Source organism: Phreatobacter oligotrophus (assembly GCF_003046185.1).
GTDB lineage: Bacteria > Pseudomonadota > Alphaproteobacteria > Rhizobiales > Phreatobacteraceae > Phreatobacter > Phreatobacter oligotrophus.
Genome location: NZ_PZZL01000001.1, coordinates 386,861 through 402,932, shown reverse-complemented (window position 1 = coordinate 402,932; position 16,072 = coordinate 386,861). Strand labels below are relative to the sequence as shown.

Annotated in this window: 21 protein-coding genes; 9 read left to right on the top strand and 12 right to left on the bottom strand. The window is 69.6% G+C overall.

Annotated features, from left to right (window positions below):
• The first annotated feature begins 49 nt into the window (after positions 1 to 49).
• The gene (locus tag C8P69_RS01950; protein WP_146167265.1) at positions 50 to 529 is read left to right on the top strand and encodes a hypothetical protein; all 480 of its coding nucleotides are present in this window, start codon (positions 50 to 52) and stop codon (positions 527 to 529) included.
• Between the two features lie 87 nt (positions 530 to 616).
• A complete protein-coding gene (locus C8P69_RS01945) occupies positions 617 to 1,120 on the top strand; it encodes a hypothetical protein (protein WP_108174169.1) in 504 nt (167 codons plus the stop codon).
• On the opposite strand, the gene C8P69_RS01940 is transcribed toward C8P69_RS01945, so the two are convergent.
• The 6 genes from C8P69_RS01940 to C8P69_RS01915 form a co-directional block, all read right to left on the bottom strand.
• On the bottom strand, positions 1,107 to 1,460 hold the full coding sequence (locus C8P69_RS01940) for an arsenate reductase (RefSeq protein WP_108174168.1): 354 nt from the start codon (positions 1,458 to 1,460) through the stop codon (positions 1,107 to 1,109). The two genes, C8P69_RS01945 and C8P69_RS01940, sit on opposite strands and share 14 nt — an antisense overlap.
• Positions 1,461 to 1,470: 10 nt before the next feature.
• Complete coding sequence (locus C8P69_RS01935; protein WP_108174167.1) at positions 1,471 to 1,698, bottom strand: hypothetical protein; 228 nt, start codon at positions 1,696 to 1,698, stop codon at positions 1,471 to 1,473.
• A 22-nt stretch (positions 1,699 to 1,720) separates the two neighbouring features.
• On the bottom strand, positions 1,721 to 3,274 hold the full coding sequence (gene guaA / locus C8P69_RS01930; protein ID WP_108174166.1) for a glutamine-hydrolyzing GMP synthase: 1,554 nt from the start codon (positions 3,272 to 3,274) through the stop codon (positions 1,721 to 1,723).
• A gap of 77 nt (positions 3,275 to 3,351) precedes the next feature.
• Positions 3,352 to 3,813, bottom strand: a complete 462-nt coding sequence (locus C8P69_RS01925; RefSeq protein WP_108174165.1) for a CAP domain-containing protein — start codon at positions 3,811 to 3,813, stop codon at positions 3,352 to 3,354.
• The gene (locus C8P69_RS01920; protein WP_108174164.1) at positions 3,810 to 5,114 is read right to left on the bottom strand and encodes an RsmB/NOP family class I SAM-dependent RNA methyltransferase; all 1,305 of its coding nucleotides are present in this window, start codon (positions 5,112 to 5,114) and stop codon (positions 3,810 to 3,812) included. The genes C8P69_RS01925 and C8P69_RS01920 overlap by 4 nt, the downstream gene beginning before the upstream one ends.
• Positions 5,115 to 5,194: 80 nt before the next feature.
• Positions 5,195 to 6,442, bottom strand: a complete 1,248-nt coding sequence (locus C8P69_RS01915) for a GGDEF domain-containing protein (RefSeq protein ID WP_108174163.1) — start codon at positions 6,440 to 6,442, stop codon at positions 5,195 to 5,197.
• A gap of 220 nt (positions 6,443 to 6,662) precedes the next feature.
• Here C8P69_RS01915 and C8P69_RS01910 point away from each other — a divergent pair, with 220 nt between their 5' ends.
• On the top strand, positions 6,663 to 7,010 hold the full coding sequence (locus C8P69_RS01910) for a hypothetical protein (RefSeq protein WP_108174162.1): 348 nt from the start codon (positions 6,663 to 6,665) through the stop codon (positions 7,008 to 7,010).
• 52 nt (positions 7,011 to 7,062) lie between these two features.
• On the opposite strand, the gene C8P69_RS01905 is transcribed toward C8P69_RS01910, so the two are convergent.
• Entirely contained in the window at positions 7,063 to 7,491 is a 429-nt protein-coding gene (locus C8P69_RS01905) for an MAPEG family protein (protein ID WP_170118092.1), read from the bottom strand.
• A 183-nt stretch (positions 7,492 to 7,674) separates the two neighbouring features.
• Between C8P69_RS01905 and C8P69_RS01900 the strand changes: the two genes are divergently transcribed.
• The gene (locus C8P69_RS01900; protein WP_108174160.1) at positions 7,675 to 8,094 is read left to right on the top strand and encodes a hypothetical protein; all 420 of its coding nucleotides are present in this window, start codon (positions 7,675 to 7,677) and stop codon (positions 8,092 to 8,094) included.
• A gap of 60 nt (positions 8,095 to 8,154) precedes the next feature.
• Here C8P69_RS01900 and guaB read toward each other — a convergent pair whose 3' ends face one another.
• Positions 8,155 to 9,648: an IMP dehydrogenase gene (guaB, locus tag C8P69_RS01895; RefSeq protein ID WP_108174159.1), complete on the bottom strand. Its 1,494-nt coding sequence runs from the start codon at positions 9,646 to 9,648 to the stop codon at positions 8,155 to 8,157.
• A gap of 286 nt (positions 9,649 to 9,934) precedes the next feature.
• Between guaB and C8P69_RS01890 the strand changes: the two genes are divergently transcribed.
• The 4 genes from C8P69_RS01890 (at position 9,935) to C8P69_RS01875 (ending at position 12,195) form a co-directional block, all read left to right on the top strand.
• The gene (locus C8P69_RS01890) at positions 9,935 to 10,396 is read left to right on the top strand and encodes a hypothetical protein (protein WP_108174158.1); all 462 of its coding nucleotides are present in this window, start codon (positions 9,935 to 9,937) and stop codon (positions 10,394 to 10,396) included.
• Between the two features lie 79 nt (positions 10,397 to 10,475).
• Complete coding sequence (locus C8P69_RS01885) at positions 10,476 to 11,624, top strand: Mrp/NBP35 family ATP-binding protein (protein ID WP_108174157.1); 1,149 nt, start codon at positions 10,476 to 10,478, stop codon at positions 11,622 to 11,624.
• Positions 11,625 to 11,726: 102 nt separating this feature from the next.
• Complete coding sequence (locus tag C8P69_RS01880; RefSeq protein ID WP_108174156.1) at positions 11,727 to 11,927, top strand: hypothetical protein; 201 nt, start codon at positions 11,727 to 11,729, stop codon at positions 11,925 to 11,927.
• A 10-nt stretch (positions 11,928 to 11,937) separates the two neighbouring features.
• Positions 11,938 to 12,195, top strand: a complete 258-nt coding sequence (locus C8P69_RS01875; RefSeq protein ID WP_108174155.1) for a sulfurtransferase TusA family protein — start codon at positions 11,938 to 11,940, stop codon at positions 12,193 to 12,195.
• 4 nt (positions 12,196 to 12,199) lie between these two features.
• Here C8P69_RS01875 and C8P69_RS01870 read toward each other — a convergent pair whose 3' ends face one another.
• The gene (locus tag C8P69_RS01870) at positions 12,200 to 12,484 is read right to left on the bottom strand and encodes a hypothetical protein (RefSeq protein WP_108174154.1); all 285 of its coding nucleotides are present in this window, start codon (positions 12,482 to 12,484) and stop codon (positions 12,200 to 12,202) included.
• A 165-nt stretch (positions 12,485 to 12,649) separates the two neighbouring features.
• Between C8P69_RS01870 and C8P69_RS01865 the strand changes: the two genes are divergently transcribed.
• A complete protein-coding gene (locus C8P69_RS01865; protein WP_108174153.1) occupies positions 12,650 to 13,168 on the top strand; it encodes a DUF2478 domain-containing protein in 519 nt (172 codons plus the stop codon).
• A 2-nt stretch (positions 13,169 to 13,170) separates the two neighbouring features.
• Here C8P69_RS01865 and C8P69_RS01860 read toward each other — a convergent pair whose 3' ends face one another.
• The 3 genes from C8P69_RS01860 to hutX form a co-directional block, all read right to left on the bottom strand.
• On the bottom strand, positions 13,171 to 14,565 hold the full coding sequence (locus tag C8P69_RS01860) for an FAD-binding oxidoreductase (RefSeq protein ID WP_108174152.1): 1,395 nt from the start codon (positions 14,563 to 14,565) through the stop codon (positions 13,171 to 13,173).
• A 90-nt stretch (positions 14,566 to 14,655) separates the two neighbouring features.
• On the bottom strand, positions 14,656 to 15,495 hold the full coding sequence (locus tag C8P69_RS01855) for a metallophosphoesterase family protein (protein ID WP_170118091.1): 840 nt from the start codon (positions 15,493 to 15,495) through the stop codon (positions 14,656 to 14,658).
• Positions 15,496 to 15,547: 52 nt separating this feature from the next.
• On the bottom strand, positions 15,548 to 16,069 hold the full coding sequence (gene hutX, locus C8P69_RS01850) for a heme utilization cystosolic carrier protein HutX (RefSeq protein ID WP_108174150.1): 522 nt from the start codon (positions 16,067 to 16,069) through the stop codon (positions 15,548 to 15,550).
• Positions 16,070 to 16,072 lie beyond the last annotated feature (3 nt).

Sequence of the window (16,072 nt, the reverse complement as noted above, 5' to 3'; positions counted from 1 at the left end):
CCAACCCGCCGCCGAGACCGCCGCTTCAGCCGGCGATGCGATGCTCGGCATGTCCTATGATCCCGCGACCGAGCGCGCCGTGGCGCGCCGCCTGCGCGGGGCACGATGGCGACGCCTGGCCTTCTTCGTCTCCGCGATAGCCGTTGCTGCTGCCGCCGCCGCTGCCTTCACCCACGCCCATCGCGACACGGTCGCGGCCCTGGTGCCGCCCCCGGCCCCGCCGGCCCCCGTCGCCTCCCCCGCTCCGGCCCCGACCGCTCCCTCACTCGCCTCGAGCACCTCGCGCCCCGTGACGCTCCCGGGCGACACGGCCGATCCGAACAAGGTCCAGGCCCGCATCGTCGTTCCGGCCGACCCCGAACCCGCCGCCGCACCGATCCAGATGCAGGCTCCGCCCGCCACGGCGCGGATGATCCCGCTGTCGCCGGCCGCGCCGGTCGAACAGGCCCGTGTCGAAGAGACTGCGCCGCCTGCCGGCGCGCTCGGCTTTGCGCCGCTGCCGCCGCCGCGCCCGTCCCGCGCGCCCTGACGGCCGGAAACATCGCGCCCTCCGCGGCGCAGCCACCCTGCAACGCCCCGCCCCTAACGATGCCTCCCAGTTACAGGGAGCATCGGCATGCGCGCCTTCACATGGGCGGTGATCTGGGGACTGATCGGCCTCGTCGGCGGCTATGTCGCGACGGTCGCCATCGGCCTCGTGCTCTTCGACATCTTCCGGGTCTCGCAGCGCGAAGGCGCTGCCGCCATGGGCCTCGCCTTCGTCATAGGCCCCTTCGTGGCGTGCCTCATCGCGCTGGTCGCGGCGACGGTGGCCGCCATCATGGTGTCACGGCGCGATCGGGCGCGGGCCGAAGGACAGCTCCCGCCGGCGCAGCCCTGGGGGCGCGGCCCCCGCGCCGTCTTCGGCGCCATCCTGGGAGCGGTCGGCGGCTACGTGCTGGCGGTCGCCCTGCTCGCCCTGTTCTACGCCCTGCGCGGGTCGCCCTATTTCTCGAGCTATGCCTGGGCCTACGCCGCGGCCTGGACACCGTTCATCGCGGCGATCGCAGGCGGCGGCCTCGGCATCTGGGTCGCGATGCGCCGCGGCGCGCCGGGATCGGACGGGATCAGCCGGGACTGAGCGCCTTGGCGTAGATCTCGGGCTTGAACCCCACCAGCACCTCGGCCCCGGTCTCCAGGACCGGGCGCTTGACCAGCGTCGGGTTGGCGAGGATCAGCGCTGCCGCCTTGGCGCGGTCGAGGCCCGCCTTGTCGGCGTCCGGCAGGGCGCGGAACGAGGTCCCGGCCTTGTTCAGCACAGCCTCCCAGCCCACCACATCGAGCCACTGGCCGAGCGTCTTCGCGTCGAGCCCGTCCTTGCGGAAGTCGTGGAAGCGATAGGCGACGCCCTTCCCATCGAGCCAGGCGCGGGCCTTGCGGACGGTGTCGCAGGTGGTGATGCCGTAGATCGTGACCGTCATCGTGCTCGTCTCACTCCAAGGCGTCGAGATAGGCCTCGACCTCGTCGAGATCGGCCGAGAAGAGATAGCCCTTGTCGCCGAGCACGATGGCCATGGTCTCGGCATCGCGGAGCATGTAGCCGCCATGGGCGAGCACCTGTTTCGACGACTTCTGCGCCGTCATCAGATGCAGGCCGTAGCGGACGCAGATGCGCTTGATGCGGCGCTCGCGCGAGGGGACCGATCCCTTCTGGCTCATCGAGGCGCGCCCAACCGCTCCGTCACTCCCACTCGATCGTGCCCGGCGGCTTCGACGTGACGTCGTAGACGACACGGTTGATGCCGCGCACCTCGTTGATGATGCGGGTGGCGGCGCGGCCGAGGAAGTTCATGTCGAAGGGATAGAAGTCCGCCGTCATGCCGTCGACCGAGGTGACGGCGCGGAGCGCGCAGACATGGTCGTAGGTGCGCCCGTCGCCCATGACGCCGACGGTGCGGACCGGCAGCAGCACGGCAAAGGCCTGCCAGATGATGTCGTAGAGGCCGGCCTTGCGGATCTCGTCGAGGTAGATGGCGTCGGCCTTCCTCAGGATGTCCAGCTTCTCGCGGGTGATCTCGCCGGGGATGCGGATGGCAAGGCCAGGCCCCGGGAAGGGATGGCGGCCGACGAAGCTGTCGGGAAGGCCGAGTTCGCGGCCGAGCGCCCGGACCTCGTCCTTGAACAGCTCGCGCAGCGGCTCGACGAGCTTCATGTTCATCCGCTCGGGCAGGCCGCCGACATTGTGGTGGCTCTTGATGGTGACGGAGGGGCCGCCGGTGAAGGAGACGCTCTCGATGACGTCGGGATAGAGCGTGCCCTGGGCGAGGAACTCCGCTCCGCCGATGGCCTTGGCCTCCTTCTCGAAGACCTCGATGAAGAGGCGGCCGATGGTCTTGCGCTTGGTCTCGGGGTCGGTGACGCCGGCGAGCTGGCCGAGGAACAGGTCGGACGCGTCCACGTGGACGAGCGGGATGTTGTAGTGGCCGCGGAAGAGGTCGACGACCTCGGTCGCCTCGTTCTGGCGCATCAGGCCATGGTCGACGAAGACGCAGGTGAGCTGGTCGCCGATGGCCTCGTGGATGAGCACCGCCGCGACGGAGGAATCGACGCCGCCGGACAGGCCGCAGATCACCTTGCCCCGGCCGACCTGGGCGCGGATCTTGGCGATCATTTCCTGGCGATAGGCCGACATGGTCCAGTCGGACTTAGCGCCGGCGATCTTGTGGACGAAGTTCTGGATCAGCTTCGCCCCGTCCGGCGTATGGACGACCTCGGGGTGGAACTGGACGGCGTAGTAGTTGCGGCTCTCGTCGGCGATGGCGGCATAAGGCGCATTGTCGGAGGTCGCCACCACCTCGAAGCCCTCGGGCAGCCGCGTGACGCGGTCGCCATGGCTCATCCAGACCTGATGGCGGGTGCCGGGCTCCCAGACGCCGTCGAAGAGCTTGGTGGGCTTCTGCACCTCGAGGAAGGCGCGGCCGAACTCGCGGTGATGGCCCGCCTCGACCTTGCCGCCGAGCTGCTCGGCCATGGTCTGCTCGCCATAGCAGATGCCGAAGATCGGCAGCTTCTCGTCGAAGATGAGCTGCGGCGCGCGGGGCGAGAAATCCTCGGTGACGGAGGCCGGGCCGCCGGAGAGGATGACGCCCTTCGGCTTCATCTTGCGATAGGCGGCCTCCGCCGACTGGAAGGGGTGGATCTCGCAATAGACGCCCGCCTCGCGGACGCGCCGCGCGATGAGCTGGGTCACCTGCGAGCCGAAGTCGATGATCAGGATGGAGTCGTGCTGGGTCATCGCCTTGCGTTACGACCATGCCGCAAACGGCGCAAGTCCGGGATTTCAGCCGTCAACACGGGAATGGCAGCAGGACGTCAGGGGGCGAGGACGAGAGCCCAGTAGGGGCGCATGCCCGGCGCCACCGCGCGGGCGAGGCCCATGCGGCCATGCGGCTTCACGAGATTGGCGTCGTGGGCCGGCGAGGCGCGCCAGGCCGCAACGGTCTCGGCAACCGTCTCATAGCCCCAGCCGATGTTTTCCGAGGCGGTCGGAAGGCCATGGCGCCGCATCCGCGCCGCGTAGCCTCCTCCGATATCGTGGGAGAGCAGGTTGACCCCCGCCATGGCGCGGGCATGCTCGGCGGCGACCGCATTGAGGCGGGCATCGACCCGCAGCGCGGCGAGGCCGCGGCTGGCGCGGTAGGCGTTGATGAGGCGGGCCGCGGTGGCGGCCTCGCGGGTCGATACCCGCGCGGCGGGCTGGGCCTCAGCGATGGCGGGCGCGAGGCCGAGCGCCGCCGCCAGGATCATGCGGCGAGAGACCTGAGGGCGGCTCATCGGGAGCGTTCCAGCACGGCGCAATAGAAGCCGTCCGTGCCGGTCCTCAGCGGCGAGAGCTGCAGGCCGAGGCCAGCGGGCGAGATGAGATCGTCGCGCTCGGACAGCGTGTCCGGGGCGAGCGCCAGAAGCTCTCCGGGGTCGACGCTTACAAAGCCGGGATGGCGCTCGAGGAAGGCGGCGACGCGCGCATCGTTCTCGCGCGGCAGGACCGAGCAGGTGATGTAGCCGATGCGGCCGCCCTTCTTCACCAGCTTCGCCGCGCGGTCGAGCACGAGGTCCTGTTCCTTCATGCGCTCGTCCAGCGCGCCGGGCCGAACCCGCCACTTGGTGTCGGGATTGCGCCGCCAGGTGCCGATGCCGGTGCAGGGCGCATCGACGAGGACGAGGTCGATCTTGCCGGTGAGATCGGCCAGCGGCTCGTCCCCCCTGCCCTTTGGGGTGCGGACCTGCACGTTGCGGACGCCCGCGCGCGTCAGCCGGTCATGGATGGGAGCGAGACGCCGCACATCGGCGTCGGTGGCGAAGACCTGGCCGGAATTGTCCATGAGCGCGGCGAGCTCGAGCGTCTTGCCGCCGCCCCCGGCGCAAAGGTCGACGACCTGCATGCCCGGCGCGACACCGACCAGCGCGGCGACGACCTGCGAACCCTCGTCCTGGATCTCGAACAGGCCCTTGAGGAATTCCGGCGTCACCTGGAGCGTCGGTCCACGGCCGTCCTCGCCGGCGGAGAAGCGCAGGCCCGTCGGCGCATGGTGCGTCGGCTCGGGGTTGAGATGGGCGAGCAGCGGCTGCAGGCGGGCGCGCTCGGTCTTCAGGGTATTGGTGCGGATGTCGATGGGCGCGCGCGCGGCGAGCGCCTGCATCTCCTCCACGAGCCGATCGCCGAAGGCGGCCGACAGGTCCTCGGCGAGCCAGTCCGGGAAATCGCCGGCAATCGCGGCCGGCGCATCCGAGAGGTCGGGATCGGCGAGGCGGCGCGCCTCCTCGGCCGACAGGGGTTCCGGTGCGAAACGCTCGCCGGTGCACAGGGCAGCGATGGCGGCGGCATCAAGCCCGCGGGCGAGGACGAGGCTGCCGAGCAGGACGGCGCGCGGGCTTCCCTCGCCCATGATGTAGGCGGCCGAGGCCCGGCGGCGCAGCGCATCATAGACGAGGCTGGCAATGGCGGCGCGGTCCTTCGACCCGGCGAAGCGATGGGCGAGGCCCCAGTCCTTCAGCGCATCGGGAGCCGGGCGGCGGCGGGCCTCGATGTCGGCGAGAACCTCGATGGCGGCGGACAGGCGAGCGGAGGGGGTCACGGCGTCTCCAGGACGGGACCGGGCCCGCCAAGGCCCGTGCTGTTAGACCGGCAGGCGCCCATCAAGCAAGCGCGCTGCGATCAGGCGGCGTCCGATGCGGGGCGGGAGCGCCGCCCCGCGGTGTCCGTCGAGGGCACGTCCCCGGCGGCATGGACCCGGTTGCGTCCGGCCTGTTTGGCGACATAGAGCGCCGCATCGGCCGCGGCCACCAGGGGCGAGAACATGTCAGCAGACAGGCCGTCGGCGGCGGCCAGGCCAATGCTCACCGTGACCATGCCGGTCTCGGCGGCCGCATGCGGCAGGGCCAGGGCCTCCACGGCGCGGCGGATGCGCTCCGCCGCCGGCACGGCTTCGGCCAGCGTTGCGCCGGGCAAGAGGACGAGGAACTCCTCGCCGCCATAGCGCCCGGCGACATCGACGCCGCCGCGGACCGAGTCGCGAATGGCCCGGGCGACGGCGGCAAGGCATTTGTCGCCCTCGGGATGCCCGTAATGGTCGTTGAAGGGCTTGAACCGGTCGACGTCGATCATCAGCACGGCGAAGGGACCGCCATCGGCGCCGCCGGTGAAGGCCGCGGCGCGGGCGTCGATGCCCCGGCGATTGGCGAGGCCGGTCAGCGGATCGACCAGCGTAATCCGGTGGAGATCGGCGGCGGCTTGCTCAAGGTCGCTGGCGACGAGGCTCTCCGACAGGCGCCTGAGGTAGAGCCGGCGCAGGTCGCGCTCCATGGCCGCGTTCGTGGAAAGCGAGACGTAGCTTGCGACCACGAGGCAGGCGCTCGCCGAGACCGCGACGACCGGTGGGATGACCGGATGCAGGGCCAGGGCGACGCCGTGCGCGACCACCGTCACCGCGGAAATGATCAGGGCGAGCGTGATGCTCGGGCGCAAAACCGCGTTGCCATAGAGCAGCGCGACAATGACGAAGTACTGGTAGTGCTCGGCCAGCGGCGATCGGGAGGCGGAGAACACCGCGAGGACGCCGACGATGATGGAGAGCGGGAGGCTGGCGACAAGCAGGTCGCGCCAGAAGCGCGAGGTCATGCGCGGCAGCATCACGATGGCTGCGATGATCCAGGGCGTGACCATCGCGAAATGGACGATCAAGGACACCGCCATGGCGTCGGGCGTCAGCAGATAATCGCCGACCAGGAAGGCGTTGTAGATGAGCAGGGTGCGCGGCAGGATCCGGCGCATCGCGCGGGCCCGGCGCTCGTCCATTTCGGCGGTAAAGTGCGTCTCGACCGGCTCCGGAAAGGTCAAGTTCCAGCGCCGGGCTGTCATGGCCCGGTTGACATCGTCCAGGGTGATGGCCGGTTGCTGCCTCATCGGTCCCGGTCTGCTGCAATAGGAAGGACTTTAGGGAACGAGGCTAAAGGTCCGCTTAATTCAACCGGATCGATTTGCGCTATGGCGACTGCCTCACCGCGAAGACGGGTCGGAGGCGACGACAGGCCGCAGCAGGCGCGTTGAACCTTTTCCATCGGCCGGGCGACCCATGAGCGAAGGGGCGAATTCCTCACTCCTCCAACGCTCAAGGAACGCAGCCATGACCTCCCTCAAGGCCCTTGCCCTCGCCGGTATCGCCGTTGCCGGTCTCTCGCTCTACGCCTCCACCGATGCGGAAGCCCGCGGCTTCCGCGGCGGTGGCGGTGGCTTCCGCTCCGGCGGTGTCCATCTCGGCGGCGCCCGCCATTTCGGCGGCGTCCGTCACATCGGTGGCCCGCGTCTCGGCTTCCATGGCCCTCGCCACGGGCATCGCCACGGCTTCTGGCGCCATGGCGTCTGGGTCGGCGGGCTCGGCATCGCGACGGTGGGCGCCAGCTGCTACCGCTACCGCTGGATCGACACGCCCTACGGCCTCGAGCGCCGGCTCGTGAACGTCTGCGTCTACTGAGGCGTCCGGCAGAGGGGCCGTCCCGGTCGCAGGACCGGGGCGGCCCTTGCCGTCAGACCGACGCGATGAAGACGCCGACGAGCATGCCGAGGATGGCGATGCAGCCGACGAGGAAGGCCAGCGGCCGGATCATCATGTTGTTCGAGCCGATATGGATCATGGCATGGACGATGCGGCTCGCCACGAACAGCCAGGCGAGCGAGACCATGACCCAGCCCGTCGCCCCGACATGAATGGCGAGGATCGCCAGGACGTAGAAGAGGACGGGCGTCTCGAACTGGTTGGTGAAGTTGTTGGCGGCCTGCTGCGGCTTGGAGGGCCAGGCATCCTTCTTCAGTGCGATTTCGCTGATCTTGACCTCGCGGGCCATCATGGCCTTGCGCCGGAAGATGCCCATCACCACGAGCACGACGAGCGTCAGAAGGATCTGCGCCAGCACCGGCCAGACCAGCGAATTCATGCCGGCATTCATCAAACCCATGGAATTCATCCTTCTTGGAAAGACATCCGTGTGATTCCGCTTCCGTTAGGTCGCGGAACCGACCATGCTGATCATACGTTGGTCAAGGAAAGGCCACCCCTGGCCCATACCTTCGGCACACGTCGCGACCTTACTGATCGCGATCGGGCGGGGTGGAACCCGCCGAACTCGGGGAGAACAGTCATGCGTTCCATGTCCGTCAGGGGCCTTGCCCTGTCCACCGCCGCCGGCCTGATGGCCCTCGGCTTCACCACGCTGATGCCCTCGACCGCCTCTGCCGCTTCGGCCGAGCGGGCCGCCATCGGCTCCACCATCGATACCAGCCAGCCCGTCGAGATGCAGCGTCGCGGCGGCGGCTTCCGCGGCGGTCCGCGCTTCGCCGGGCCGCGTCCTGGCTTCCGTCCGGGTCCGGGTCCCTATCGTGGCCGCGGCTGGCGCGGTCCGGGTCCGTGGGTCGGCGCCGGTGCGGCGGCCCTGATCATCGGTGGCGCCGCGGCTGCGGCTGCCGCCAATGGCCCCTATTATCGCGAGTGCTGGATCGAGCGCCGCTGGGTCGACACCTATTACGGCCCGGAGCTGCGCCGCGTCCGCGTCTGCAACTGACGCGACACGCCAACCTTTCGAAGAAGGCGGCCACCCGGCCGCCTTTTTCATGTCCGGGCCTCAGACGCGACCGCCATTGGGATAGTTCGGGCTCTCGCGGGTGATGGTCACGTCGTGGACGTGGCTCTCGCGCAGGCCGGCGCCCGAGATCCGCACGAACTCGGTCTGGGTGCGGAAATCGGAGAGCGTGCGGGCGCCGGTATAGCCCATGGCGGCGCGCAGGCCGCCGACGAGCTGGTGCACCACGGTCGAGACGGGGCCCTTGTAGGGCACCTGGCCCTCGATGCCCTCGGGGACGAGCTTCAGCGCGTCCTTCACCTCGGCCTGGAAGTAGCGGTCGGCCGAGCCGCGGGCCATGGCGCCTACCGAGCCCATGCCGCGGTAGCTCTTGTAGGAGCGTCCCTGCCACAGATAGACCTCGCCTGGCGCCTCGTCCGTGCCGGCCAGAAGCCCGCCGATCATGGCAACCTCGGCGCCAGCCGCCAGCGCCTTGGCGAGATCGCCGGAGAACTTGATGCCGCCGTCGGCAATGACCGGCGTGCCGGTGGCCTGGGCCGCCTCGACGCTCTCCATGATGGCGGTCAGCTGCGGGACGCCGACGCCCGCGACGATGCGGGTGGTGCAGATCGAACCGGGGCCGATGCCGACCTTGATGGCGTCAGCGCCGGCGTCGATCAGCGCCTTGGTGGCGGCGCCCGTCGCGACATTGCCGGCGACGACCTGGACCTTGTTCGACAGCCGCTTGATGCGGGCGACCTGGTCGAGGACCTTCTGCGAGTGGCCATGGGCGGTGTCGACGACGACGAGGTCGACGCCGGCATCGATCAGCATCTCGGTGCGCTCGTAGCCCTGCTCGCCCACGGTGGTGGCGGCGGCGACGCGCAGCCGTCCCTGCTCGTCCTTGCAGGCGTTGGGATTGGCCACCTGCTTCTCGATGTCCTTCACGGTGACGAGGCCGGTGCAGCGGTAGTGCTCGTCGACCACGATCAGCTTCTCGATGCGGAACTGGTGCAGGAGCCGCTTGGCCTCTTCCTGGCTGACGCCCTCGCCCACCGTGATGAGCCGGTCCTTGGTCATCAGCTCGGAGACCGGCTGGTCGGGACGGGTGGCGAAGCGCACGTCGCGATTGGTGAGGATGCCGACGAGCTTGCCGCCCTTGCCATTCGGGCCACGCTCGACGACCGGGAAGCCGGAAAAGCCGTGCTTCTTCATCAGGGCGAGAGCATCGGCCAGCGTCTCGTCGGGGTGGATGGTGATGGGGTTCAGCACCATGCCGCTCTCGAAGCGCTTCACCTGCCGCACGTGATCCGCCTGCACGTCGGGGTCGAGATTACGGTGGATGACGCCGATGCCGCCGGCCTGGGCCATGGCGATGGCCATGCGATACTCGGTCACCGTGTCCATGGCCGAGGACATCAGCGGGATGTTGAGATTGATGGTGCGGGTGATGCGCGTCCTGACGTCGACATCGCCGGGCATCACGTCGGACAGGCCCGGCCGCAGCAGCACGTCGTCGAAGGTGAGGGCTTCCTCGATGGACTTGATGACGGCCATTGCCAACTCCGCTGCGGAAAAAGCCGGTCCCGGCCTTTCGATTCAGCGAAAGGAAATGGGGCGGCTCCTTGAAGGGTTGGCGAAGCCTGCTACCACGACTCGGTGACGGCTCCAACACGCGATCCGCTGCCAACCGCACGATTTTTACCGGCCAGCCATGCAGCGGCGCCGGCCTATCGCGAACGTGAACGACGCGGGCGTGCATTTAGGAGCAGCGGCGCCCATCTGCGCGTCGAACCATTTGGAGCGTGACCGCGACATACGGATGCAACATCCGGAGCCGCACATGCATTTCGACACCCGAACCCTGGCTACGCTCACCATGATCGCCGCCCCCACCCTGATGTTCCTGGCCGCCAGCGCCGCGCTGGTGCTGGTCACCGGACCGAGCAAGGCGCAGGACGCGGGCCCGCGGCATATCGAGATCCGTGGCGGCGAGACGGTCGAGGTTCCCGGTCCCGGCGGCCGCATGCTGAAGCTGAAGTTCACCCGGGTCATCGCCGACGGCCGCTGCGCCACGGCGCGCTGCGAGCGTGCCGGCGCCCCGGTGGTCGAGGTTCAGGCCATCGGCGCCACCACGCCGTCCTTCCGCCTGTCGCCCGCCGCCCATCTCGGCGCCCCCTTCGTGCCGGTCATGGGGCGCTTCGTCTCCTTCGGCGAACTCTCCGCTCCGCCGCGCGAGCTCACCACCGGCGGCCGCCCCGTGCCGCTGGACGCCTATGTGCTGAAGCTGACCGTGACCCCCTGACCTTTCGTCGCTATCGGCGCGCTGCCCTTTCGCCGGGCCTCGCCATGCCCTATGTGACCGCCGGTCAGGCGAGGGCATCATGGTCACACGGGAAGAAGTCGCACGTGCGCTGGAGAAGGTGCTCCTGCCGGCGAGCGGCCAGTCGCTGACGGCCTCGGGCCGGCTCTCGGACATCGTCGTGGCGGGCGACAAGGTCATGGTCGCCATCGCCATCGATCCCACGGAAGCCCCCGCCATGGAGCCGGTGCGCGCCGCCGCCCAATCCGCGATCGGCGGGATTCCCGGCGTCGCCCAGGCCCTTGTCTCGCTCACGGCCGACCGGCCCCCAGGTGCAGCTGCGACCGCCGCCCGCCCCGCACCGTCCACCCAGCCGCATGTGGCGCCCGGCCGCCCGACCAACGCGCCATCTCCGAAGGCTGCGACCATTCCCGGCGTGAAGCACGTCATCGCCGTGGCCTCCGGCAAGGGCGGCGTCGGCAAGTCCACCACCGCCTGCAACCTCGCCCTGGCGCTGGCCGCCAATGGCCGCAAGGTCGGCATCCTCGACGCCGACATCTACGGCCCGTCGCTGCCGAAGCTGTTCGGCCTGTCCGGCAAGCCGCGCGTCGTCTCCGGCCGCACCCTCGCCCCGCTCGAGAATTTCGGCGTGAAGGTCATGTCCATCGGCTTCATGGTCGAGGAAGAGACCCCGATGATCTGGCGCGGGCCGATGGTGATGAGCGCCATCACCCAGATGCTGCGCGAGGTCGCCTGGGGCGAGCTCGACGTGCTGGTGGTCGACATGCCGCCGGGCACGGGCGATGCGCAGCTCACCATGGCGCAGGCGACGCCGCTGGCCGGCGCGGTCATCGTCTCGACGCCGCAGGACCTCGCACTGATCGATGCGCGGCGCGGCGTCGCCATGTTCAAGAAGACCGAGGTGCCGATCCTCGGCATCGTCGAGAACATGAGCTATTTCATCGCTCCCGACACCGGCCGGCGCTACGACATCTTCGGCCACGGCGGTGCGCGGGCGGAGGCCGAGCGGCTCGGCGTTCCCTTCCTTGGCGAGGTGCCGCTGGACATGGACCTGCGCGCTCGCTCCGATTCCGGCCGGCCGCTGGTCGCGACCGTGCCCGACAGTCCCCACGCCCTCGTCTATCGCGACATCGCGCGGCAGGTCTGGGCGAGCCTCACCGGCACGGGCGACGTCACCATCAAGCCGCCGCCGCGCATCATCATCGAGTGACGGGCTGCGACGCAGCGACGCTTGATCGATTCCAGCCGCGTGCTAGATATCCTGCCGAAACAACAGTTTCGCCAAGTGCGAAGACAAGAACGGGGGACCACCATGAAGGCCATGATCCTTGCTTTCGTTGCCGCTGTGGCCATCGCTGCCGGCGCCGGCTTCGTCCTCAACTCGAACTACCAGATGACCGCCGACGCCCGCTTCGCCACGACCGGCGCGCAGCTGCGCGGCAACGAGGCTGGCTACAACCTCGTCGGCAAGACCTGGGACGGCATGGCCCGTCCGGATGGCGCCAAGCACTGATGTCCGCATCATGAGCGGGGACGGTTCCGGCGGCGCTCCGGACGGCGCGACGCTGGTGGACCTGAAGGGGCTGAAATGCCCCCTTCCCGCCCTCAGGACACGCCGGGCCCTCGCCCGCGCCGAGGTTGGCGATCGTCTGCACGTGGTCTGCACCGATCCGATGGCGGCCATCGACATCCCCCATCTCGTGAACGAGACGGGGCATGTGCTCGAGGCCCAGGCCAAGGTCGCGGAGACCCTGACCTTCACCATTCGCAAGACGGGTTGAACCGTCAGACGGCGCCCTGCAGCACGCCGCGGGCATTGAAGTGGCAGGTGAAGGCCCGCGATCCCAGAGCGCCATGCGCCGCAAGTCCGCGGATCTGGTAGCGTCCGGCCTCCGTCCGCAGCACCCGGTTCTCCAGCACGACGGCGCGACGGCTCACGCCCATCATCTGGGCGGCGTCGGCACGGCACCAGCCGGCCATGGTGTGGCCGCGGCGATGGGAGGCCTCGGCGGCGCCAGGCATGGCGAGGAATAGGGCGAGGCCTGCGGCGGTCACTGCGATGGCTTTCATGGGTTCGTTCCCTGATCGGATGGGCCTGCGGAGAAGGTCCGCGACGCCAACGCATGAGACACCGAAAAGGCTCCGCTGCCGAGCCCTCGTTCGGGCTCCGAGCCCACCAGGACTTTACGCACCGGGCGCCGCGCCCCATCTTGCGCGGGAAAGCGAGACGACCCGATGACCGCCATTGCCGCCGTGATCTACGGCCCCGACGAGGACTGCGACGTCCTGCTCACCGACTTCGCCCATGACCTGGCGCGGGCGGGCGTCGCCGTGGCAGGCCTCGTCCAGGTCAATGCGGGCGCGAGCTGCGCCGAGATCGACATGGAGCTGGAGCTGGTCGGCAGCGGCCGCCGCTTCAATATCTGCCAGGATTTAGGCTCGGGCAGCGTCAACGCCTGCCGGCTCGATCCTGCCGGCCTCGCGGCGGCTGCGGGGGCCCTGCGAGCAGCGCTGGAGCAGCCGGCGAGCCTCGCCATCGTCAACAAGTTCGGCCGGGCGGAAGCCGAGGGCGGTGGCCTCGTCGCCGAGATCGGCGCAGCCGTGGAACAGGGCCTGCCGCTGGTCGTCGGGGTGCCGAAGCGCTTCACCGAGGCCTGGGCGGCCTTCGCCGGCGGGCTCGATGATCGCCTCCCCTGCAGCCGCGCCGCACTCGATGCCTGGTGGGTACGACAGGTGCCGGCGGCGGCGGAGTAGCCTCAGTCTGGCAGGACCTTTCCGGGATTGAGGATGCCCTGCGGGTCGAGGGCGTTCTTGACGAGGTGCATGACGTCGACGGCCTCGCCGTATTCCATCCGCATGTACTTCCGCTTGCCCAAGCCCACGCCGTGCTCGCCGGTGCAGGTGCCGCCGACGCGCACCGCATGGGCGACCATCTTGTCATAGGCCTCCTCGGCCGCGCGGACTTCCTCGGGGCTGTCCGGGTCGATCTGGAAGCCGAAATGGAAATTGCCGTCGCCGACATGGCCGACGAGCGTGGTGTTGAAGGGCTGCTGCCGGGTGTCCTCGCGCACGCCGCGGATGACCTCGGCGAGCGACGAGATGGGCACGCAGACATCGGTGCCGAAGCCCTGCTTGCCGGGATTGGCGGCGCGGATGGCCCAGTGGATGTCGTGGCGCGCCTGCCAGAGGCGATTGCGCTCGTCGGCATCAGCCGACCAGCGCCAGTTGGTGGCGCCCTCGCCCTTGGCGATCTCCTCCACGATGGCCGCCTGTTCCTCGACACCGGCCTGGCTGCCAGCGAACTCGAAGAAGAGGGTCGGCGTCACCGGCAGGGAGAGCTTGGAATAGGCGTTGACGGCCGAGATGGCATTGTCGTCGAGCAGTTCGACGCGCGAGACGGGAATGCCCATCTGGATGGTCTGGATGACCGTGTCGACCGCCGCCTCGACGCTCGGGAAGGCGCAGATCGCCGCCGCCATCACCTCGGGGATGCCGTAGAGCCTGACCGTCACCTCGGTGATGATGCCGAGCGTGCCCTCCGAGCCCACGAAGAGGCCGGTGAGGTCGTAGCCCGCGGCGGATTTGCGCGCCCGCGAACGGGTGCGGATGATCCGCCCGTCCGCCAGCACGACGGTGAGGCTCAGCACGTTCTCGCGCATGGTGCCGTAGCGCACGGCATTGGTGCCGGAGGCGCGGGTCGCGGCCATGCCGCCGATCGAGGCATCGGCGCCGGGATCGATGGGGAAGAACAGCCCGGTGTCGCGCAGATGGGCGTTGAGCTGCTTGCGGGTGACGCCGGCCTGGACGGTGACATCGAGGTCCTGCGACCGGACCTCGAGGATGGCGTTCATCTCGTTCATGTCGATGGAGACGCCGCCTTTCACCGGGATGAGCGCGCCCTCCAGCGACGAGCCGACGCCGTAGGCGATGACCGGCGTGCCATGCGCGGCGCAGAGCTTCACGATGGCCGAGACCTCTTCCGTGCTGTGCGGGCGGCAGACGGCGTCCGGCAGGCGCGGAGCGTGGCGGGATTCGTCACGGCCGTGCTGGGCGCGGTCCGATTCGGAAAGCGACAGGCGGGAGCCAAGCAGGGCGCGCAGGGCCTCGACGAGAGCCGGGTCGATGGCGGGAGCCGCGAAGGGAGCGTTCATGGAAATCGGCCGATTGGGACGGGGCCGTCATCAAGACACCAAGCGGCGGCGCTGCCAATCGGAAAGCTGCAGGGCGCCCCTGCGCCTTGGTCAGACGGCGTGGCGTTCGATGCGCCAGCGAAGGGCCTCGTCCACCTGAACAAGCGAATAGCCGGCGGGGTCGTCGCCGTGATGCCCGGCGGAGGAGGCCGAGGGCGCGCCGGCGAGCGTGATGGCGAAGCCGTCGATGGTGGTGGTCGCCTCGCAGGCCCTGTGCAGGTGGCCGTGAAGCACGAGGGGGCAGCGATGGCGGGCAAGAAGCGCCATCAGCGCCTGCCCGTCGCGCAGGCGCTTCAGCGGCGATAGGCCCGGCGCATGGGGCGGATGATGGACGGCGATGACGGGAAGATGCGCGGTGCGGTCGATGGCCGACAGCATCGCGTCGAGCCGGGACAGCTGGGCAGCGCCAAGCTCCCCTTCGGCCGAGAAGAGCCAGGTCGGGAGCCCCGAGCAAAGGGTGACGAGGGCCACGCGGCCCGTCACCACCAGCCGTGGGAAATGCCCGCGGATATCGGCGTCATTCTGCGGCGCGGCCTCGGGCGCGAGCCAGCCACCGAGGCCATCGCGCAGCCGCGGCACGGCGCGGGCCGTGTAGACGTCGTGATTGCCGGGGGCCCAGGAGAGCCGGCAGGGCGGGCCGAAGGCGGCAAGCGCCTCGGCTGCGGCGCCATATTCGCTGGCAAGGCCGAGCTCGATGAGGTCGCCGGTCAGGGCCACATGGTCGGGGGATGCGGCCCGCACGGCCGCGGCGACCCGCAGGCCCAGGGCGGGATCATGGGCGCCAGGCTTGCGCCGCCAGTTGATCCAGCCCAGCGCCGGCTTCAGCCCCTCCCCGAACGGGAACGGCACCGGCGCGAGATGAAGGTCGGAGACATGGGCGATGCTGGTCACGCCGCTGCCTCGCATGTTCGCCGCCGCCTGTGAAGCGGCGGCGAGCCATGGCTCAGGCGTAGCGGGCCCGCAGCGCCTCGAAGCGCGGGACCTGATCGGCGATCAGCGCCCGCTCCTTGTCGCGGCGGACGAAGATCTTGAACATCGCCTCGCCGGCCTCGTTGAAGAACTGGATCGAGAGCGACCGGCGACCGTGGAACACCCGGTCGACGAAGCAGATCTCGCGGCAGTTCGACGCCTTGATGTGACCGCCGATGGGGCTGTCGCCATGGACGTTGAACCAGCCGTGGCCGGCTGTGCCGGGCACCAGCGCGCCATGGCATTCGAGCACGATGTCCGGCGTGTTGACGATGAAGAGGATCTCGCCCCAGCCCGTCACCTCGGTCCAGATCGCCTCGAAGGCCTCGGCCGGTGCGGCCACGGCCTCGCCGGCGGGGAGCATGGCGAGGACGTCGCGGGCGGCAACACCGTGCTCGCGCGCGACATTCTCGATGACGCCGTCCGGCTTGGCGGCGAGCGCTGCGCGCGCCGCCGACAGCCTGTCCTCGCGAGAGAGGACCTGATGGACCGTCATCGC